The 21,604-nt window shown below is 32.8% G+C and carries 21 protein-coding genes; 5 read left to right on the forward strand and 16 right to left on the reverse strand.

Going from position 1 to position 21,604, the window contains the following annotated elements; genetic code table 11:
• Positions 1–46: 46 nt before the first annotated feature.
• From D1816_RS06290 to D1816_RS06305, 4 genes are all read left to right on the forward strand, one after another.
• Positions 47–2,050 (forward strand): urocanate hydratase, encoded by a 2,004-nt coding sequence (locus D1816_RS06290; protein ID WP_118501662.1) that lies wholly within the window; start codon positions 47–49, stop codon positions 2,048–2,050.
• Between the two features lie 19 nt (positions 2,051–2,069).
• The gene (hutG, locus tag D1816_RS06295; protein ID WP_118501664.1) at positions 2,070–3,014 is read left to right on the forward strand and encodes a formimidoylglutamase; all 945 of its coding nucleotides are present in this window, start codon (positions 2,070–2,072) and stop codon (positions 3,012–3,014) included.
• Positions 3,015–3,683: 669 nt separating this feature from the next.
• Positions 3,684–4,160 carry a hypothetical protein gene (locus D1816_RS06300; RefSeq protein WP_118501666.1) on the forward strand — a complete coding sequence of 159 codons (477 nt, stop codon included), beginning with the start codon at positions 3,684–3,686 and terminating at the stop codon, positions 4,158–4,160.
• 213 nt (positions 4,161–4,373) lie between these two features.
• On the forward strand, positions 4,374–4,565 hold the full coding sequence (locus D1816_RS06305; protein ID WP_066309019.1) for a cold-shock protein: 192 nt from the start codon (positions 4,374–4,376) through the stop codon (positions 4,563–4,565).
• A gap of 84 nt (positions 4,566–4,649) precedes the next feature.
• On the opposite strand, the gene D1816_RS06310 is transcribed toward D1816_RS06305, so the two are convergent.
• The 11 genes from D1816_RS06310 to D1816_RS06360 all read right to left on the reverse strand — a co-directional run bounded on the left by D1816_RS06310 (position 4,650) and on the right by D1816_RS06360 (position 15,313).
• Positions 4,650–5,114: a MaoC family dehydratase gene (locus D1816_RS06310; RefSeq protein ID WP_066309018.1), complete on the reverse strand. Its 465-nt coding sequence runs from the start codon at positions 5,112–5,114 to the stop codon at positions 4,650–4,652.
• A 32-nt stretch (positions 5,115–5,146) separates the two neighbouring features.
• Complete coding sequence (fabG, locus tag D1816_RS06315) at positions 5,147–5,884, reverse strand: 3-oxoacyl-ACP reductase FabG (RefSeq protein ID WP_118501668.1); 738 nt, start codon at positions 5,882–5,884, stop codon at positions 5,147–5,149.
• An 11-nt stretch (positions 5,885–5,895) separates the two neighbouring features.
• Positions 5,896–6,873 carry an NADPH:quinone oxidoreductase family protein gene (locus tag D1816_RS06320; RefSeq protein WP_118501670.1) on the reverse strand — a complete coding sequence of 326 codons (978 nt, stop codon included), beginning with the start codon at positions 6,871–6,873 and terminating at the stop codon, positions 5,896–5,898.
• Positions 6,874–6,961: 88 nt separating this feature from the next.
• Positions 6,962–7,966, reverse strand: coding sequence for an NADP-dependent oxidoreductase (locus D1816_RS06325; protein WP_066309013.1), 1,005 nt, complete (start codon positions 7,964–7,966; stop codon positions 6,962–6,964).
• Between the two features lie 36 nt (positions 7,967–8,002).
• The gene (locus tag D1816_RS06330) at positions 8,003–8,758 is read right to left on the reverse strand and encodes an SDR family NAD(P)-dependent oxidoreductase (RefSeq protein ID WP_118501672.1); all 756 of its coding nucleotides are present in this window, start codon (positions 8,756–8,758) and stop codon (positions 8,003–8,005) included.
• A gap of 81 nt (positions 8,759–8,839) precedes the next feature.
• Positions 8,840–9,475: a transglutaminase family protein gene (locus tag D1816_RS06335; RefSeq protein WP_066309008.1), complete on the reverse strand. Its 636-nt coding sequence runs from the start codon at positions 9,473–9,475 to the stop codon at positions 8,840–8,842.
• Between the two features lie 20 nt (positions 9,476–9,495).
• Complete coding sequence (locus D1816_RS06340; RefSeq protein WP_118501674.1) at positions 9,496–10,548, reverse strand: phosphotransferase family protein; 1,053 nt, start codon at positions 10,546–10,548, stop codon at positions 9,496–9,498.
• A gap of 78 nt (positions 10,549–10,626) precedes the next feature.
• Positions 10,627–11,850, reverse strand: a complete 1,224-nt coding sequence (locus D1816_RS06345; protein ID WP_118501676.1) for an acyl-CoA dehydrogenase family protein — start codon at positions 11,848–11,850, stop codon at positions 10,627–10,629.
• Between the two features lie 51 nt (positions 11,851–11,901).
• Positions 11,902–12,678 carry an SDR family NAD(P)-dependent oxidoreductase gene (locus D1816_RS06350; RefSeq protein ID WP_066308998.1) on the reverse strand — a complete coding sequence of 259 codons (777 nt, stop codon included), beginning with the start codon at positions 12,676–12,678 and terminating at the stop codon, positions 11,902–11,904.
• Between the two features lie 52 nt (positions 12,679–12,730).
• Positions 12,731–14,545 carry an acyl-CoA dehydrogenase gene (locus D1816_RS06355; RefSeq protein ID WP_118501678.1) on the reverse strand — a complete coding sequence of 605 codons (1,815 nt, stop codon included), beginning with the start codon at positions 14,543–14,545 and terminating at the stop codon, positions 12,731–12,733.
• A gap of 195 nt (positions 14,546–14,740) precedes the next feature.
• Positions 14,741–15,313 carry a Crp/Fnr family transcriptional regulator gene (locus tag D1816_RS06360; RefSeq protein ID WP_158597784.1) on the reverse strand — a complete coding sequence of 191 codons (573 nt, stop codon included), beginning with the start codon at positions 15,311–15,313 and terminating at the stop codon, positions 14,741–14,743.
• 259 nt (positions 15,314–15,572) lie between these two features.
• Here D1816_RS06360 and D1816_RS06365 point away from each other — a divergent pair, with 259 nt between their 5' ends.
• Entirely contained in the window at positions 15,573–17,447 is a 1,875-nt protein-coding gene (locus D1816_RS06365; RefSeq protein ID WP_066308991.1) for an ATP-binding protein, read from the forward strand.
• An 18-nt stretch (positions 17,448–17,465) separates the two neighbouring features.
• Here the strand turns inward: D1816_RS06365 and murA are convergent, their stop codons facing one another.
• The 5 genes from murA to D1816_RS06390 all read right to left on the reverse strand — a co-directional run bounded on the left by murA (position 17,466) and on the right by D1816_RS06390 (position 21,601).
• On the reverse strand, positions 17,466–18,779 hold the full coding sequence (gene murA, locus D1816_RS06370; protein ID WP_118501682.1) for a UDP-N-acetylglucosamine 1-carboxyvinyltransferase: 1,314 nt from the start codon (positions 18,777–18,779) through the stop codon (positions 17,466–17,468).
• Between the two features lie 51 nt (positions 18,780–18,830).
• Positions 18,831–19,481, reverse strand: a complete 651-nt coding sequence (locus D1816_RS06375) for a DUF4290 domain-containing protein (protein WP_066308988.1) — start codon at positions 19,479–19,481, stop codon at positions 18,831–18,833.
• Positions 19,482–19,587: 106 nt separating this feature from the next.
• Complete coding sequence (locus D1816_RS06380) at positions 19,588–19,872, reverse strand: DUF493 family protein (protein WP_066308987.1); 285 nt, start codon at positions 19,870–19,872, stop codon at positions 19,588–19,590.
• 84 nt (positions 19,873–19,956) lie between these two features.
• Positions 19,957–20,571 (reverse strand): NTP transferase domain-containing protein, encoded by a 615-nt coding sequence (locus D1816_RS06385; protein ID WP_118501684.1) that lies wholly within the window; start codon positions 20,569–20,571, stop codon positions 19,957–19,959.
• The gene (locus tag D1816_RS06390; RefSeq protein ID WP_118501686.1) at positions 20,549–21,601 is read right to left on the reverse strand and encodes an XdhC family protein; all 1,053 of its coding nucleotides are present in this window, start codon (positions 21,599–21,601) and stop codon (positions 20,549–20,551) included. The genes D1816_RS06385 and D1816_RS06390 overlap by 23 nt, the downstream gene beginning before the upstream one ends.
• Between the last annotated feature and the right edge of the window lie 3 nt (positions 21,602–21,604).

The following is a 21,604-nucleotide window of genomic DNA, read 5'->3' on the forward strand; positions in this document are numbered from 1 at the left end:
ACTTGTAACTCTTTTATACATCTACTCAAGTACTATAAATTAAAATATGACTTTTAAAGAACAAATACTACAGGGTATCCCCAAAAAATTACCTCCAAAAAAAGCATTAAACCCTGATATAAGTCGCGCTCCAAAACGGAAACAAATTCTTTCAAAAGATGAGAAAAAACTTGCTCTTAGAAATGCGCTTCGCTACTTTCCTGAAGAATGGCATCAAGAACTTGCCGAAGAATTTTTAGATGAATTAAATACATTTGGGCGCATTTATATGTATCGCTTTATTCCTGCGTATGCATTATACGCCAGACCTATAGACGAATACCCTTCAAATACCGTACAAGCAGCAGGGATTATGTTAATGATACAAAACAATTTAGATCCTGCAGTTGCACAACATCCATATGAGCTAATTACTTATGGAGGAAATGGTGGTGTTTTTCAAAATTGGGCACAGTACAGTATTACCATGCAATATCTTGCTACAATAACAGAACAACAAACTTTAAATATCTATTCAGGGCATCCTATGGGCGTATTTCCTTCTTCAAAAGATGCCCCAAGAGTTGTAGTCACAAATGGTATGATGATCCCTAATTACTCTTCTCCTGATGATTGGGAAAAATATAATGCACTAGGTGTTACGCAGTACGGACAAATGACAGCAGGAAGCTATATGTATATTGGACCGCAAGGTATAGTGCATGGAACTACCATAACAGTAATGAATGCATTTAGAAAAACATTACGACAAGATGAATCGTGCGCAGGTAAAATATTTTTAACATCAGGTTTGGGAGGAATGAGTGGTGCACAACCAAAAGCAGGAAATATAGCTGGTTGTATTACCATATGCGCAGAAGTAAATCCTAAAGCTGCACAAAAACGTTATGAACAAGGATGGGTAGATGAAATTATAAGAGATTTAAATATTTTGGTAAGCAGAGTAAAAAAAGCTGTACGTCAAACAGAAGTCGTATCTATAGCATATCAAGGAAATATTGTAGACGTCTGGGAACGATTTTATGATGAGAATATTTATATCAATATTGGATCAGACCAAACCTCTTTACATAACCCGTGGTCTGGAGGATATTATCCAGCTGGTTTAAGTTATGAACAAGCCAATACGATGATAAGCAATGAACCCGAAAAATTCAAATTAGAAGTTCAAAAATCCTTACGCCGACATGCTACTGCAATTAATAAACATACTTCTAAGGGTACCTATTTTTTCGATTACGGAAATGCTTTCTTGTTAGAAGCTTCAAGAGCTGGGGCAGAAATAATGGCTAATAATAAAATAGATTTTAAATATCCGTCTTATGTACAAGATATTTTAGGGCCTATGTGCTTTGATTATGGGTTTGGACCGTTTAGATGGGTATGCACTTCTGCAAAAGCTGAAGATCTAGATAAAACAGATCAAATTGCTTTAGATGTTATGCAATCTATTAAAATGAATGCTCCAAAAGAGATTCAGCAACAAATGCAGGATAATATTACCTGGATAAAAGAAGCTAAACAAAATAAACTTGTAGTAGGCTCACAAGCGCGTATTTTATACGCAGATGCAGAAGGTAGAGTTAAAATCGCATTAGCTTTTAACAACGCTATAAAAGAGGGATTGATCTCAAAACCTATCGTTTTAGGAAGAGATCATCATGATGTAAGTGGCACAGATTCTCCTTATCGCGAAACAAGTAATATTTATGATGGCAGTAAATTTACTGCTGATATGGCAATTCACAATGTGATTGGCGATAGCTTTAGAGGCGCAACATGGGTCTCTATTCATAATGGTGGAGGTGTTGGCTGGGGAGAAGTAATAAATGGTGGATTTGGTCTTGTACTAGACGGTTCTAAAGAAGCTTCTGCACGATTAGAACGAATGTTATTTTATGATGTAAACAACGGAATTGCGAGAAGAAGTTGGGCAAGAAATAAAGAAGCGCTATTCGCTATTAAAAGAGAAATGCAACGTACACCAGAATTAAAAGTAACTATTCCCAAGGAAGTCGATACTGCTATTTTGGATCAGATTTTCAACTAATTTGTGCTATTCTTATAAAATGAAAAACTATCAAAATCCTAATACAGAGTTATGGACAGGCAGAGTTTCTGAAAATAAATTATACCTTCATGAAAAAATTAAATGCATACCCCTTGATCTAGAAAACCTAAAAAATTTAAAGGAAAAAACATTTGCACTCTTAGGATACCAGTGTGATGAAGGAGTTAGAAGGAATCAAGGTAGAATAGGTACATCTGAGGGGCCTGATATGATCAGGAGAATGTTAGCTCCTCTTGCAAATCATTTTACCGATCAAGTAGAACTTTTGGATGTTGGTAATTTAACTTGCACTACCGGAAACCTCGAAGAAACTCAACAAGAAACATCAAAAGCAATTTCTATTTTATTAAAACATAAAATTTTTCCAATTCTTTTAGGAGGTGGTCATGATCTTGCATATTCGCATTATAATGGAATTAAAAAGCAATGGCCCGATAAAACTATCGGAATTATCAACCTTGATGCCCATTTTGATCTTAGAAAAAAAATTAATGTAGGGAATTCTGGTACTCCATTCTATCAAATAGCTTCTGAAAATAGCAATTTTAATTACCTCTGTTTAGGTATTCAAAAAGCTGCAAACAATAAAGAGTTATATAAAACGGCACATAATTTAAAAGTACACTATATTGAAAATACCAAATTTACTATTGCTCACAAAAGCAAGATCAATTCAATACTAAAAGAATTTATAGCATCAGTCGATTACCTATACTTGACTATTGATCTAGACGGTTTTTCATCTTCTGTAGCACCTGGCGTTAGTGCTCCTTCTCCTACTGGTTTTCTGGTAGATATTGCCATGGATTCTATACACACCATTTGTAAATCCAATAAACTAATTAGTGTTGATATCGTAGAACTTAATCCCAAATATGATATTGACAATTGTACAGCAAAACTTGCTGCTAGATTAATCTACAATATCATATCTTTTATATAAATACTTTGAAGTAAAAAGGTATTTCTTGATCTTTCCTACTATTTAAGCTTTCATATAGTTTCTTTTTTCAAAAAAAATACCCTTCAAATAGAAAATGAAGGGCTTAAGGGCAAAAACACAAACTCAAGATATTCTAATCATTCTTGAAAATAGTACCAAAACAAAGTACTACGAGTTTATTCAAGAAAAATCTATTGGTATTATTATTTACGAATTGCATAACTAGATGCTTTAGGTAGTTGTTTCATAAAATTCACAAAGCCTGCGAAATTAAGTCCGAACATGGAGTATAAATTATTCATGATTGTGGGATTTAAAATTAAGTTGCAGCAAATTAACAACTTATCAACAATAAAACAAATAAAATGTTTATTATTTGTTAATAATTTGTTTAAAAGTATTATTTTCACGATATAAATGATAATTTATACATTACTATTAATATTTAACACGTAAAAACCTACTTTAATTGTTAATAACTATGTTAATAACTCAATTTTCGTTAAAAATAATCCAGAAAAGGTCCTCGTACTTCCATAAAATATCCAATACATCTTTGCCTGATATATAAAAAGTGAAATTATTGATGATAAGTACGGGTTGAGAAAATCATACATTTTAAATACAATCTACAATAACAAATAAGCTATTCTTACTACATTGCACCTTATGAAAACTGCTACTGTAAGAGAATTAAAAAAAGAACTAGAACATAGTTCACACGAAGAATTAATGGCATTATGTCTTCGTTTATCACGTTTTAAAAAAGAAAATAAAGAATTGCTTACGTATTTATTATTTGAGGCAACAGATGAAGAAGGTTACATTCAAAGCGTAAAACAAGAAATTGATGAGCAGTTTAAACTTATAAACACCACATCTTATCATTATATAAAAAAGAGTGTCCGAAAAATTTTAAGAAATATTAAAAAACATATTAGGTATTCATCTAGTAAAGAAACAGAGGTCGAATTACTTCTCTTTTTTTGTGATACATTAATTCATTACAGACCTTACATAAGCAATAACTCTGTTTTAAAAAATATTTATTTTAGAGAACTAACAGCATTAAAAAAGAAAATAACAACTTTACATGAAGATTTACAATTTGATTACTATCAAGAATTGGAAAAGCTTCCGAGTTAAAATCGTTTTTCCTTATCATCTAATTACAGTAAATATCCATCTAATTCGTCTCAATAAATTAATTTTTAATTGATTAATTAATATTTTTTTATACATTTACTTGTAATAAACACTTAAATTTTGTGTTTAGACAACAAGTAAAAGCTATTGATGATGTTGAATTAAATATTTGGTTTTATCTTTAGGTTTTATTAACTAATTTAAATTATAACAATGAGCAAAGGAACAGTAAAATTCTTCAATGACTCCAAAGGTTTTGGATTTATCACTGAAGAAGATTCGAACAAAGAACATTTTGTACACATCTCTGGATTAATTGACGAGATTCGCGAAGGCGACGCAGTAGAGTTTGATTTACAAGAAGGACGAAAAGGATTAAACGCAGTAAATGTAAAAGTAATTTAATATATACTATTTAATTTTTTTTAAAGCATAAAGCCTATACTAAAATGTATAGGCTTTTTATTTTAATAAATTTTGACTTTTATACTATTCAAACATTAATGAAACAAATTCTGCGACACAGGCTGGTTTTTCTGTGTTTTCAATTTCAACAGAACAATTCCAAGTGATTTTCAATCCATTTTTACCATATTCTTCTATTTTAGCAATACTGCTATGTAAACGCACTTTACTATCTACTAATACTGGATTTGGAAACCTTACTTTGTTTAACCCATAATTCACCCCCATCGTCATACTATCGACAACAATTAAATCCATAAGCATTTTAGAAAGTAAGGATACTGACAAAAAACCATGCGCTATTGGTTTTTTAAATGGTGACTCTTTCTTTATTCTTTCGTGATCCACATGAACCCATTGAAAATCTAGTGTTGCTTCGGCAAAAGCATCAATCATTTTCTGAGTTACTAATAACCAATTTCCTGTAGGAAGTGATTGCCCTTCGTTTGCTCTAAATTCAGAAAAATTTTTACATATTAACTTATCCATAGTATATAAATAAAATTTTTATTTCCTTAAAATTACCTTGATACACCCCCGTCTATTGTTAAACAAATTCCAGAAACAAAAGACGCTTCATCAGACGCTAAGTATAAATAACCGTATGCTATATCTATTGGTTTAGCAGCTTTCTTTAGAGGTATTTGATTTTTAATTCCATCCAAATGCTCTTGAGGAATCTGTTCTGTCATCTCGGTAAGCGTAAATCCCGGAGCTAGTGCATTAGCTGTAATACCATATTTACCTAACTCTACCGTCCACGTTTTGGACATTGCAATAACGCCGGCTTTAGTAGCTGCATAATTAGTTTGTCCAAAATTTCCTCTTAGACCTACATTTGATGCAGCAGATACGATACGACCATAGCTTTTTTCCTTCATGTATTGCGAAACAACTTGGGTACAAAGAAAAACACCTTTAAGATTTACATCGACTACGGCATCCCATTCTTCTTCGCTCATTTTATGCAAAGTTCTATCTTTTGTAATACCTGCATTATTAATCAATATATCTATTTTACCATACGTATCATTAATTCTCTGTGCTTCTGCATCTATTGCAACTTTATCCGTCACTGAAATATTAGTAAACTCTGCACGTTGACCTTTTTTTACAATAGTATCGGCAACACTTTGCCCTTCTGGCAATACATCCCAAATAATCACAATAGCTCCTTCATGAGCAAATAATTCTGAAACAGCTTTACCTATTCCTCGGGAACCTCCTGTTACAATAGCTACTTTATCTTTTAATCTCATTGTTTATTTTTTTAGGAACATTGTATAACCGCTTTACCTTTTACTTTTCTACTTGCAATATCTTCTAAAGCAACTGAAGCATCTGCTAATGGATATATTTTATGAATATGGGGTTTAAGTTTTCCTTTTCCATACCATTGCATTAATTCCATTGTATTTTCCATATTTTTCTTAGGGGTCTTCATGGCGAAACTTCCCCAAAACACACCTACAATTGCACAACCTTTAAGCAAGGCCAGATTAAGTGGTATTTTAGGAATATCTCCGGCTGCAAACCCAACTACCAAATAACGCCCTTCCCAGGCCATACTTCTAATAGCTGGTTCTGCATAATTACCACCAACAGGATCATACACTACATCAACTCCTTTTCCTTTGGTAAGCTCTTTTACTTTTGTTTTTAAATCTTCTTTGGTATAATTAATAATTTCGTCTGCTCCATAAGATTTACATAATTGTAGTTTATCATCTGTAGATGCGGCTGCAATGACTGTGGCTCCCATAAGTTTACCTAGTTCAACGGCTGCTAAACCAACTCCGCCAGAAGCCCCTAAAACCAATAATGTTTCTCCTTTTTGTAGTTTTGCTCTATCTTTTAAAGCGTGATAAGAAGTCCCATATGCCATCATAAATGAAGCAGCAATAGGGAATTGCATCATTGGTGGCTTTTGAAAACATGCATTGCCAGGAACCACAACCTCTTGTGCATAACCCCCATGCATTACAAAACCAAATACCTCATCTCCCGGCTTAACATGATTAACCTTTTCTCCAACTTCTTTTACTATGCCAGCAATATCACTACCAGGCGTAAAAGGTAATTGAGGTTTAAACTGATATAATCCTTGGATTATTAGCGTATCCGGAAAATTAACTCCACAAGCTTTTACTTGTACTACAACCTCATCATCTTTAGGTTTAGAACTTTCTACCTCTTCTAAAACCAAAGTAGATGGTGGTCCAAATTCTTTACAAACTATTGCTTTCATATATTATCCTATAATTCTTTAGTATGAAATGGTTTAACATTTTTAAGACACTTCCTAATTACGTCATCAATACCCATCTTAAGCAGATTTAATCTTCTATCACCTTTAATACTAATTTTCCCATTTTATCTCCAGAAAACAAGCGTAAAAATGTTTCGTGAAAATTTTCGATACCATCATAAACATCCTCTTTACTTTTTAATTTACCTTGAGCCATCCAAGCTCCCATCTCCATTGCTGCTTTACCAAAATCTTTAGTGTAATCTAAAACTACCATTCCTTTCATTGTGGCTCTATTTACTAAAAGAGATAGATAATTTGATGGACCTTTTATTGCAGTTTTATTATTATACTGTGAGATAGCTCCACAAATTACAATACGTGCATGCATACGGAGTCTAGCCAAAGCAGCATCCAGAATTTCTCCACCAACATTATCAAAATAAACATCGATACCTTTTGGACATTCTCTTTTTAGTGCTGCATTAATATCTTCAGATTTATAATCAATTGCACCATCAAAGCCTAACTCATCAATAATATATTTACATTTATTTGCTCCACCTGCAACGCCTATTACTCGACAACCTTTTATTTTTGCTATTTGCCCTACAATACTACCAACAGCACCGGCTGCTCCAGAAACAAGTACAACATCACCTTCTTTAATTTCGCCTACTTGTAGAATCCCAAAATAGGCTGTCATCCCTGGCATTCCCAAAGTACCGATATACATTGGCAAAGGAGCTAGCTTTGGATCTACAGGATACCAATTATCTCCATTTGTTACACTATATTGCTGTACACCACCCCAGCCAGTTACAAAATCACCTTCTTTTAATTTTGGGTGATTGTTTGCTTTTATTACTTTCCCTACTGATCCTGCTCTCATAACATCATTTATTTGAACAGGTTCTATATAAGATTTCCCTTCATTAATCCAACCACGCATTGCAGGGTCTAAAGAAATATAATGTTGTTGAATTAATACTTCACCTTCTTTAGGTTCTGGGATTGGATTTGACTCTAATTGCCATGTAGTAGTATCAGGAATGCCTATTGGACGTTTTTTTAATATGAGTTGTTTATTCATTTTTATTGTTTTAATTGTGTGTAATATGTAAAAAAATTATAAAGAAGTTCCACCATCTAGAGTTATTGTTTGCCCCGTGATGAACTTAGTAGTATCCGATGCCAACCAAACCACTGCCTCTGCTATTTCGTCTGCTTGTCCATAACGTTTCATTGGGATAACACTTTTTAGCATCTGATCCATATCTGGTCTTACTGATAATAGTTTTTCTAATAGGGCAGATTCTGTATATCCAGGACAAACAGCATTAATACGTATATTTTTCGTCGCATATTCTAAAGCTGCAGACTTGGTCATACCAACTACTGCAAATTTACTAGCGCTATATGATAAATTATTAAGCGAAGCTTTTAACCCTGCTAATGATGCAATATTCACAATATTTCCCCCTCCTTGTTTCATCATTTGTTGCAATGCCAATTTCATACAATAAAAAACTCCGGTTTGATTTACAGCAATTACGCTATCCCAATCCTCTAATGTATATTCTCCTGTTTTAGCCATATTTCTAGGTCCAATTCCTGCATTGTTAACTATAACATCTAACCTACCAAACTGATCTACCGTTTTAGCGATAAGTTGTTCTACATGTTCAAAATTGGCTACGTTAGCTTCAATGGGAACTGCACTTCCTCCTTCTTTTATAATCTCTTCAACTACAGTTTGGGCTTTCTGTTTTTTTATATCAGAAACTATAACAGTAGCATTATATTTAGCAAAATGTTTTGCTGTAGCTGCTCCTATTCCAGAACCTGCACCTGTGACAATTACGATCTTATCTTTTACTTCCATCTTATATTCTTTAAATAAAATTTTATTGTTTTAAACAATACTACTGGTTATATACAGTCTTAATTTATTCTTTTTTACTACCTAAAGTATAATCTCTTTTTTTCCTTCAAATTGTTTAACAATATCTGGGTAATGTACGTTTAGGTTTTCCAGAATAAAATCAAAAGGAACATCGTTAAAATGACCATAATCATCTAGATATTCCATAAAAACATTCCCTTCATTATTATATTCTTGAAAAATAGAGTCATTTTCTCCATCAAAGTCTAATGGAGCAACATTACACTTTCTACATAATGCTTTATTAAATGCTGGTGATATTTTAAGCCATTGATCATTCAGTAACACGTTAACCATACCATGCGGTGTTAATTCATTTGTTCCGAATTTTTGAATTAATCGTTCAACACCTATATGATTTTTGACTTTAGCCAGGTGAATTCGAGCAGGAATTCCTAATCCTCTTAAGCAAGCAACTAATAAGATAGATTTATCTACGCAATGGCCCTTAGACTTTTTAGCTATAAAACTAGCTTTAAAACACTTTTTAGAAAGGTTAATATGATAAGCATCGTATCGCCAATCATCTCTTATTTTCAGGTATATTTTTATTGCCTTTTCTTTCTCTGTCAATTCTGTTGTATCATATTCTTTGATCAACTTTTGAATCTCTTCTGTTTCATAATCAAAATAATATGTTGGTGTTAAATAATTCATTTTATTCTTATTATCTTATTCTAATCTATTTTTTTTGTCTGGATAGCTTGTAACGCTACATTACAAAGTAACTCTGAAGCTTTATTAAGTTCTGCAAAACGAGGGTCAGTTGTCAAACCCTTACTATATCTATAATAAATCTGTTGTGCTATCACCGCTATTTTAAACAATCCAAAAGCGTAATAAAAAATTAAATTATTTACTTTTCTTCCACTTTTTTGTAGGTATAGTTCTACTATTTCACTTCTTCCCGGATTACCTTCCATGATTGTAGGTGAAGGAATCCCTTGTTGTACGAACGCATGATCAGTAGCCATTGTCCAGTATCCTAATGATGTTCCTAGATCCATTAATGGGTCTCCTAAAGTAGCCATTTCCCAATCTAAAACAGCAGTAACATCGTTCCATTGGTCATCTTTAAAGACAATATTATCATATTTAAAATCATTATGAACCAAACTATAATCATATTTCTTCGGTTGATTATCTTGCAACCATCTCATAACCTTTTTTGCAGTTAACACATCTTCTGTAGCGGCTTTGAGGTATTGTTTTCCCCAATTGGTAACTTGTCGTTCTACATACCCTTCTGGTTTTCCTAAATCTATCAATCCAGCTGCTTTATAATCTATAGCATGCAGCTCTACAAATGTATCTAACCACGAATGTGCTATAGTTTTAAAATCTGATGAAGCTATAGTCCTTTTCTTTGCTTCTTTTACATTAAGAATTATGCCATTTACTTTTTCCATAATATAAAATGGGCATCCCAGTATAGTATCGTCTTCGGTATAAGAATACATTTTTGGAACCTTAGGAAATGACCGATATATATTAGACTGCACATTGAATTCTCTTCCCATATCATGCCCTCTTTTTATAGCACCAAAAGGTGGTCTACGCAGCACATATTCTTTGTCCTCTATTTCTAACAAATACGTGAGATTAGAATAACCGTGTGTAAACTGCGTAACCTGCCAATCACTAAGACTACTAGTAATCAAACCTTCTCGTTGAAGAAATATCTTTAATTTCTTTTCATTTAATTCTTCCCCTTTACGTACGTTTTGCATAATTTCTTGCCCTAGAATAACAACCGATACTATCGAATGATTATTTTAATTTTTATTTCTTATTAAATTCAATGATACTTAGGTTTTATTTTTGGAATAAGCGTTAATAACACTTTTTCCTAATTGATACATATGCACCTCGTCTGGTCCATCTGCCAAACGTAACATTCGTGCTGCAACAAAAAAGTGTGATAATGGGGTATCCGGTCCTACTCCTTTTCCACCATGAATTTGTATAGCTCTGTCGATGACATTTAATGCCATTTTAGGTGCTACAATTTTAATCATAGCTATCAAATCTTTAGAGGCTTTATTACCTTTCTTATCCATTTTATCTGCAGCCGACAAGGTTAACAATCTTGCTTGTTCAATATCACACTGAGACTGAGCTATTTCTTGTCGAATACTACTATAATCTTTAAATGTTTTTCCAAATGCGATACGTTCGGAAGCTCTTTGAGACATCAATTCTAAAGAACGTTGTGACATGCCTATCAAGCGCATACAATGATGAATACGTCCTGGTCCTAAGCGTCCTTGAGCAATTTCAAAACCTCTTCCTTCTCCTAGTATTAAGTTTTCTTTAGGCACCCTTACATTTTCTAATACAATTTCTGCATGCCCTTCTGGAGAGTCATAAAAACCAAAAACTGATAAAGGTCTTATTATTTTTAACCCTGGAGTATCCATAGGAACTAAAACCATACTTTGTTGTTGGTGTCTTGGGGCATTTGGATCTGTTTTACCCATAACAATAGCGATTTTACAATGAGGATCCATTGCTCCAGAGGACCACCATTTTCTGCCATTAATGATATAGTCGTCTCCATCTCTGATTATAGAAGTCTCGATATTTGTTGCATCAGACGAAGCTACTTGAGGTTCGGTCATTAAAAAAGCTGATCTAATATCACCATTCATCAAAGGTTTTAACCATTGTTCTTGTTGTAGAGGCGATCCATATTTTGCCAAAACCTCCATATTTCCAGTATCGGGAGCATTACAATTAAAAACTTCTGAAGACCATAATACTCGCCCCATAATTTCTGCTAATGGAGCATATTCTAGATTTGTAAGACCAGGACTCAATTCACCATAACTCTTAGGTAAAAAAAGATTCCATAACCCTGCTTCTTTTGCCTTTTCTTTTAGATCTTCTATTCCCGGCCAACGTTTCCATCTATTTTCTGCGCTGTAATTAAATGTTGTTACATGGTCCTCTATGGGCAATATATGTTCCTCAAAAAAGGTATTTAATTTTTTTTGAAGGGTTATTATTTTTTCTGAGTATTCAAAATTCATTTCTTATATACTTTTAACACCTCATACAGATTTTACTAATCAATGAATAATTTATCCTGCAATCATATATCCGCCATCGGCATTATAAACGCCACCAGTCATATATGCACCTGCTTCTGAAGATAATAAACACACTATCCCTGCCATCTCATCGGGCATTCCCATTCTAGAAGTAGGCAGTGTTTTTTCTATTTTTTGAAGTAATTTTTCATTTTGCCAGAGCGCAGCACTAAACTTGGTTTTTATCAACCCGGGACAAACAACATTTGCTCTTATACCATATTGTCCCCATTCTTTTGCTTGGTTTTTTGTTAACATCAATAATGCAGCCTTACTTGTACTATACAACCCTAATCCTGCTCCTGGGTGTAAAGCTTCTACAGACGCAATATTAATAATACTACCCCCTCCTCTTTCTTTCATTGAAGACAATACTAGATTAGATAACATCCATGGTGCTTTTACATTAACATCCATTATTTTATCAAAAACGCTCTCTTCAGCATCCTCAATAGGGCCATAAATAGGGTTAATTGCCGCATTATTTACCAAAATATCTATGCCACCAAAAAGTGTTATTGTTTTTTCTATAAGGCTTTTTCTTTGTTCAGCTTTTCCTATGTGACATGCAATACCAATAGCTTCCCAACCCGCTTTTTTAAATTCTTCTGCCACTTCATCAACTGCATCCTGATTTCTGCTACTGATAACTACTTTGGCTCCTTGCTCAGCTAAAGCTTGAGCAATAGCTTTTCCTATTCCTTTACTAGAACCTGTTACAATAGCAACTTTTCCTTCTAAGTTGAATGATTGTTTTATACTACTCATTATAGATAAATATGTTATAATTTTAATTTAATAAGAAAACTGATTCTTTAAATTATCCAAGAAACTCCTTTTCAGTAGCAATCGTAAGCACCTCGTTATCAAAAAGAATCTCTGCAAGACCGGTAGTTTTGGGTAGTTCATATTTGAAATAAAACCTCATCGCATGAATTTTACTTTCATAAAAGTCTTCAGAATGATTTTTTGATCCTGAGATGATGGATTTTTTTGCATTAACAGCAATTTCTAACCATATCCAAGACATCGTTATTGTACTAAAGAATTCCATAAAAGGTGTAGCATCAGAAAGAAAACGTTCAAAATCTCCTTTCTTAGCGTATGCTACTAAGGAGCCTATAACTTTTTGAGTTAGTTGCAACTTTTCTCCAAGTCTATTAGCATATGAACGTATATCATCATATTTTGATGCATCTTGTATGGTTTTCATCACTTCTTCTGTTAAGAGCTGTAAAGCTTTACCATTTTCCATAAGCAATTTTCTTCCTAACAAATCTTGAGACTGTATCCCTGTTGTACCTTCATAAATTGGAAAAATTCGAATGTCTCTATAATACTGTTGTAAAATAAAATCTGTACAAAAACCATATCCACCTAACACTTGTAATCCATTTGAAACAGCTTCTGCGCCCATCTCTGAAGGATAGGTTTTCACCATAGGAATAATTAATTCGAGTAGTAAACTATATTTTTCTATTTCTACTTTATCTTGTAATGTTTCTTTAAGATCAAAATACCTTGAAGCTAATAGTACTAAACTTAAAGAACCTTCTGCCACAACTTTTTGTTGCATCAACATTCTTCGCACATCGGGGTGGTTAATTATTAAGGTTTGTCCTTGTTCTGGATTTTTCTTTCCTGTACTAGTAAGTTTTCTACCTTGCGGACGTTCCTTTGCATATTGTAAAGAAGCTTGATACGCTGCAGTAGCAATTGCCGCAGCACCTCTACCAACAGCTATTCGAGCACCATTCATCATCATAAACATGTATTTAAGCCCTTGATGAGCTTCTCCTACCAACCAGCCATGACAATCGTTTGTATCACCAAATCCCAAGTGAGTAGTACAATATCCTTTTTGTCCTAATTTCTGAAAATCAGCAACTGTAGTAACATCATTAGGAACAAGATCATCTTTATCGTCAAAACGTTTTTTAGGAACTACAAATAAAGATATACCCTTGGTACCTGCAGGTGCACCTTCTATTCTAGCTAATACAAGATGAACAAAGTTATCTGCGTACTGATGATCACCTCCAGAAATAAATATTTTTTGTCCAGAAATTTTATAATACTCACTATCCGTAGGTATTGCTTTTGTTACCACATCAGATAGTGAACTGCCTGCTTGTGGTTCTGTTAAACACATAGTTCCTCCCCATTCACCTGAAAGCATTTTAGGAACATATTTGTCATTAAGTTCCTTATTACCAAAATGTACAATTAACTCAGCCGAGCCTATTGTAAGTCCTGCATACCCAGGTAAGTGATTATTTGCGGCATCTTGAATAAAAGCAGATGCAGTATATGCCATCATTGGCAATTGTAATCCACCGGCATCATAATCAAAAGTACCAGAAATCAATCCCATTTCTCCACCTTTTTTCATCATTACCCCAACTTGCTCATGAACAATTATCTCACCATCTTTATAGTAGGCAGGATGGTCATCCATCTCTTTTATATAAGGAAACAATTCTCGATCAGAAAAATCCTTTACCGCATCTATAAACAACTCTAAAGACTCTTTATCATGATCAACAAAACGATCTGCATCCAATACTTCTTCTAATTGATGTACATCATACAAAAGGTACTTAAGAGTTTCAATATCTATATATTTATCAGCCATTGTGTGAAGTTTTAAAACATTAAGTAATAATACCTCAATAAAGTACGTAAATATTTAATAGATTCTCATTAAACTAGTTTAATAAATGCCGAAATTTAGATACCATTAACTATTTTTAAATAAGACATACAATAGCTACATAGTTAAACACAACTTACCTGTGCACAATAAACAAAAACGAATTAGTTTGTATTATTAACTCTTACTAAGTCTCTTTTTAATTTTGGATAAGCCTACTGGTGTCAATCCAAGGTACGAAGCTATTAGGTATTGTGGTACTCGTTGAAACAATGAAGGGCGTTTTTCTAACAATTGTAAGTACCTTTCTTGATTAGAAAGGTTTCTTAATTGATTAATTCTTTGAAAATTAATCACAAAAGTTCTCTGCATAGATAATCTTCCAAAACGTTCTAATTGATGAGAATGATCGTATACTTTTTGCTGATCTGATTTTGAAATTGTGTATATAATAGAATCTTCTAGAGCTTCAAGATATGATTCTGAAGGAATATCTTGAATAAAAGCATATAGATCTGTAAAAAAATAGCCTTCAGTAAAAAACTCCATTACTCTTGTTACTCCTTCTTCTACAGTATAATAGGATATACACCCCTTTTGCATAAAGTAAAATTCATTTATACACTGGTTAGGTTTTAGTAATAATTCTCCTTTTTTTATTTTTCTAATTTTGAAAAACTGAAGTCCAAATTCAATATCTGAATCACTTACTTTAGTAAAGGATCTTATTTTTTTCTTTAAGTCTTCCAAGGGATATGATCTTTTTAGCGAAAAAACAAAATATTTGACGATTAGCAAAAAGTAAACCATAAATCTACAACACTCCTCACCTTCTAGTATGTTTTTTTATAAAAATTATTCGCTCTAAATTATAGATAAATTTACGGTTTAACCGTAATTATAATTTATCAATAGTTCGTAGCTTTAAACGACTTAAAAAAACCTAAACACTTACAATTCTGTTATACTTTAAAAAGTAAGCACAATTTTCTTTATAGCCACCATTTATATGGATACATTAAACTTTTATCAAATATCAATATTCTTATTACAAGGTTTAATTGCCGGGGCTATGATACTTACACTATTCAGGTTAAGAGGAATGTTTGGTTTAAGTTTGTTATTTACTTCTCTTGGGCTTTTTCAGTTCATACAGGTTTTTCTAGCAAGTACTTTGTATTTTAAAATCTCTGAGCATTTTTTAGTTTCACCAGGATCTACAGTTTTATTTTCTGCTTCGATGTTTGCTGTACTATTGATATATATTAAAGAAGATGCAATGACAGCCAGAAAACTTATTTATGCATTGGTTATAGCCAATATTGTACTATGTTTTTTACTGTTATCATTTAGATTAAATATTGAAGGCTCATATAGCTACAATCCATTTGATATTTCAACAGAATTCTTCTACACCAATGTATTTGTTCTATTTATCGGCACAGGTATTCTTTATCTAGATTCTTTATTAATTATTTTTCTGTATGAATTCATATCCAAACGTACCTCGCATTTATTTCTTAGAATTTTAATAACAATGGTATTGGTATTGGCTTTTGATGCAGTAGCTTTTTCTGCTGGTTCTTTTTGGTATTTTGAAGATGTAGGTACTATTCTTTATTCTGGTTTAGTTGCTAAAGTTTTTATGGCAATCTTCTTTAGTGTTTTATTTACTATTTATTTAAAGTTTTTTGAAAAAGAAGTATATCAAACAAACTATTTAACTTTTAAAGATATTTTTTATTCGCTTACTTATAAGCAAAAGTTTGAAGTTGCCGAAAAAGCAGTACAACTTACAGAAAACAGGTATCATACTTTAACTAACCTTATCCCAGTTGGAGTTTTTATGACTAAAGCTGATGGAAAAACGACTTTTGTTAATGCAAAATGGTGTGACCTTTCTGGATTAACCCAAGAGGAAGCATTAAATGATGGTTGGCTTAATGCTGTGCACCCCGAAGATAGAATACGATTAAAAAAGGGGTGGTATGATGATGCTGAAAAAAGAAAAGATTCGGATGCCGAATATCGTTTTCTAAGAGATGACGGGACCGTAATCTGGGTATTAGGACAGGCTATTCCCGAATACAATGAAAAAAAACAAATTATAGGTTATGTAGGTACTCTAACCGATATTACTAATATTAAACTTTATGAATTAGAATTAAATCGTTTAAAAGAAAAAGCAGAAGAAAGTGACCGCCTTAAATCTGCTTTTCTTGCAAACATGAGTCATGAGATAAGAACACCTATGAATGGTGTTTTGGGATTAGCAGAACTTTTAAAAGAGCCCAAATTAACCGGAGATGAGCAGCATCTATATTTAGACCTTATAAAAGAAAGTGGTGCACGAATGCTTAATATTATTAAGGATATTATTGATATTTCAAAAATCGAAGCTAATCAGGTAAGTATGTTCTCTAACCAGATAAACATAAATGAACAAACAGATTATTTATATAACTTCTTTAAACCAGAAACAGATACTAAGGGGATTACACTAGTATTAGAAAATGGATTACCTACAGAAAAAGCTGTTGTAGAAACTGATAAAGAAAAATTTAATGCTGTATTGACAAATCTTGTGAAAAATGCTATTAAATATACTAATGAAGGAACTATATCTTTTGGATATCATCTAAAGAATGATTTTTTAGAGTTTTACATAAAAGATACGGGTATTGGTATACCTCAAAATAGACAAGATGCCATTTTTGATCGTTTTGTACAAGCCGATATTGAAGATCGATATGCCTTAGAAGGTGCGGGTATAGGTCTTTCTATTGCTAAAGCTTATACAGAAATGTTAAATGGTAAAATCTGGGTCGAAAGTGAAGAAAATAAAGGATCTACATTTTATTTTACCATACCTTACACTATATAAGCTCTTATAGAAATATCACTAATCTTTTCTAACAATTTTAGCACCAATAGCACGTAATCGTTCATCTATATTTTCATACCCTCTGTCAATCTGTTCTATATTATGAATAACCGATGTTCCTTTAGCACTTAATGCTGCGATTAATAATGAAATTCCTGCTCGAATATCGGGAGATACCATTGTCGTAGCTTTTAACGTAGACTTAAAATCATGACCTATTATAGTCGCTCTATGTGGGTCACACAAAATAATTTTTGCTCCCATATCAATAAGTTTGTCTACAAAAAACAAACGACTTTCAAACATTTTTTGATGTACCATTACCTCACCTCTGGCTTGTGTGGCAACCACAAGCACGATACTCAATAAATCCGGAGTAAACCCTGGCCAAGGTGCATCTGCTATGGTCATAAATGAGCCATCGATATAACTTTCTATTTGGTATCCATTTGAATGTGCAGGAATAAAAATATCATCTCCAATTTTTTCTAAAGTTATCCCTAATTTCCTAAATGTATTTGGAATAACACCAAGGTTTTCCCAACTTACATTTTTGATTGTAATCTCACTTTTAGTCATCGCTGCTAGACCAATCCATGAACCTATTTCAATCATATCAGGTAATACACGATGATGACATCCTACTAAACTCTTTACTCCTTCAATTACTAATAAATTAGACCCTACTCCACTAATATTAGCGCCCATAGAGTTTAGCATCTTGCATAATTGCTGCAAATAAGGTTCGCAGGCGGCATTATATATGGTAGTTTTTCCTTTAGCTAATACTGCAGCCATAACAATGTTCGCAGTACCAGTTACAGAAGCTTCATCTAATAACATATATGTTCCTGTCAAACCGTTTGGAGCCTCTACTCCATAAAAACGTTCTTCTTTGTTATACCTAAACGTAGCACCTAGATTAATAAAACCTTCAAAATGTGTATCTAAACGTCTTCTTCCTATTTTATCTCCTCCAGGACGTGGAATATATCCTTTACCAAATCTTGCCAATAATGGACCAACAATCATAATAGATCCTCTAAGGCCACTTCCTTCTTTCTTAAATTGTTCGCTTTCTAAGTAATCTAAATCAAGAGCATCACTTTTAAAGGTATATGTTCCTTTATCAACTTTTTGAATTTTTACTCCTAAATTTTTAAGAATACCAATAAGCTTATTAACATCTCTAATATCAGGTATATTAGAAATTGTTATTTCTTCAGGAGTTAATAATACTGCACAAAGAATTTGAAGAGCCTCATTTTTTGCTCCTTGTGGCGTAATCTCACCTTTGAGCTGATGTCCCCCTTCGATCTGAAAAGTCCCCATGTAATTGTTCGTAAGTTAGTCGTTAGTAATCGTGTAGTTGGTGCTTTTTATTTAGTAACGTTTTTTTCCTCTACTTCTATAGTTCTTTTTACCACCAGAATTATTGCTAGAGTGTTTTTTCTTATTGTTTCCTCTTAATAAGTTTGAGGCTTCAATTAGATCTTCTGTACTACCTTTTAGATTAATTTTACCATCACTAAGTTCATACAAGTGATTAAAAATAGCCATATCCTCTACTGTATCTTTATTCCAATTAAGATAACATTTTTTCATATGATTAGCTATAGTAAAAGTCAAAGCTGTCTTTAACTCTCCATCTTCCCAACTATTCGCTACATCTATCATTCTCTTAATATTATTTCCGTAAAAACGATATTTTGGAAAATTTTGTGGGTAGTCTAATGGTTCAGGACGTTCTTGAAGTTTTTCTTTAGTTAATACCGGAAATGGAGTATCAACATCAAGTTTGAAATCACTCATAATAAATAGTTGATCCCATAACTTATGTTGAAATTCTGGAACATCACGAAGGTGAGGTTGTAAATTACCCATTACCGCTATGATTGACTTTGCTACTTTATTTCGCTCTTCTTTATCTTCAATAGCAACAGTATGATTTATCATTTTCTGTAAATGACGACCATACTCTGGTATAATAAGTTTTTCTCTTTCTGTATTATATTCTAAATTATCAATTATCATGAAAAAAAATTTAAGTGAAGTATTTGCGACGATTACGTAACAATATCATTCGCTTCGCAAAATACTAAAATAAAACAAGTATGTTATCCTGAGTGGAGAAATTTATTTACAATGATATAACACCTTCAACCTTAACAGCTATTTCTTTATATTTAAGAATCACCTGATCGGGGTTTTTCATTCGCACATTAACAGAAACACTTGTGTATTTACCATTACGTGATTGTTTGGTACTAATTACTGCTCCTAAATTATCAAATATAGTTTCTATTTGCTCTATTTTTGTAACATCGGTAGGGACAATAAACTTATATAAATATGCAGTTGGCCATAAGGCCGTATCTGCTAATTGTAATTTTAATTTTTTATAAAACTCTTCTTGATTTTTCATATATGCTTTAACGCAAATTTCGCACCAAAGATAAGCGATCTTGTTTATAAAATAAAGTTGAAAAGCCAAAGTATTACTTTCTAATTAAGAAAATTTGTCTTTAAACAGAGTATCATATTCTTCTATCGTATCAATATCGTTCCCTTTGCCTATTGCCGAGACTTTTTTAACGTTATCAATATGTTTCTTTATAATATATCGAGCCCCAAAATCCTCTTTCAAATTTGTTAATTCATTAAAAATAACACCTGAAAATATGGCAGGAACTCCTATCCTATCTCCGAGATCTGATGCAATTATAGCATGATTATTCTTTTCAAACTCTAAAATCAAATCATGCAAATATTCCTTTTCAAGTAACGGTTGATCTACCAAAGTAATTAATATCGCATCATAAGATTCATCTTCATTAAGAATCGTATTAACACCAAAACTTATTGTAGTCCCCATACCAGCACTCCAATTCGAATTTTTTAATATAGTGACTTGAAAATGGGCTATTTCTTGATAAACTAAATTATAATTTGCTCCTAAAACGACATAAGTAGATACATTTTCAATTTCCAGAGTTTGCATGATAGCATGACTTATTAAGGTGGTATTTCCCCATCGTAATAATTGTTTTGGAGTCCCCATTCTGCTAGAAGACCCCGCTGCCAAAATAAGGTGAGCAATCTTAGGTTTTATTTGAAAGGACATTTAAATGTTTTCGTTTTACATCATCATGAATAGCCCCTTTCTTGTCCTGTAATGGTATTGGTTTCTGGTTTCTTATTACCGATAGAATTTCTGCTATTATCGCAATTGCTATTTCTTGAGGAGTCTCTGCCCCTAAGTTTAATCCTGCTGGACCATGTAAAATATCTAAAAACTCTTCTGAAATCTCTGGGTGGTACTCTATAAATGCTGAAATTAATTTTTCTCTACGTCTAGCAGGACCTAATAAACCTATATAAATTGGATTATACTCTTTTAAAGCCTGTAGATACAATACATCTTTTGCAAAATTATGAGTCATTAAAATAATTGCTGTTTGATCATCAACATGATCAAGCTTTACATCTTCGGGTCCACAATTATGAATTTTACTGGCCCCTGGAAATTCTTTAAGTTGTTTAGGGCTCTGAGGGGTACTAATAACCTCAATTTCCCAACCAGTAACAGAAGCTAGTTGACATAACACTACCGCATCGTGTTCTGCCCCTATAATAATCAAACGAAAACAAGGTTCCATTATTCTTTGAAAACAAGGCAATGCGGTTGTCTGTGGTAAGTTACTTGAAAAAGAGATTTTCTGCTCTTCTTCAAACTGAATCACAGACCCCATACTTTTATTCGTTTCCGTTTTCGAAAAATACGATGTGATTTCAAAAGGTTTTCTTGAACTTAAATGTTTTTTTATTGAATCAATTACAGTTTCATCAATATCAAAGGGTTCTATAAGTATATATAGAATACCTTCACAACCAAGACGGTATTTACCATCATAGGTCATAATTTTTGGAATTCCAGATTGAAAAACCGATTGTGATTGGCGCAATACTTCTTTCTCTACGCAACCTCCACTAACAGCTCCTTTGGCAACCCCATTTTGTAAAATTAACATACCTACTCCTGGTCTTCTGTATGAAGAACCTTCTACATCAACTACAGTAGCCATAACAGCAAGAATTCCTTGCTGTCTGGCTTTTTCATAAGATGTTATAATTTCTTTAAATTCGTGCGTCATATA

The organism is Aquimarina sp. AD10 (genome assembly GCF_003443715.1).
GTDB classification, from domain to species: Bacteria; Bacteroidota; Bacteroidia; order Flavobacteriales; family Flavobacteriaceae; genus Aquimarina; species Aquimarina aggregata.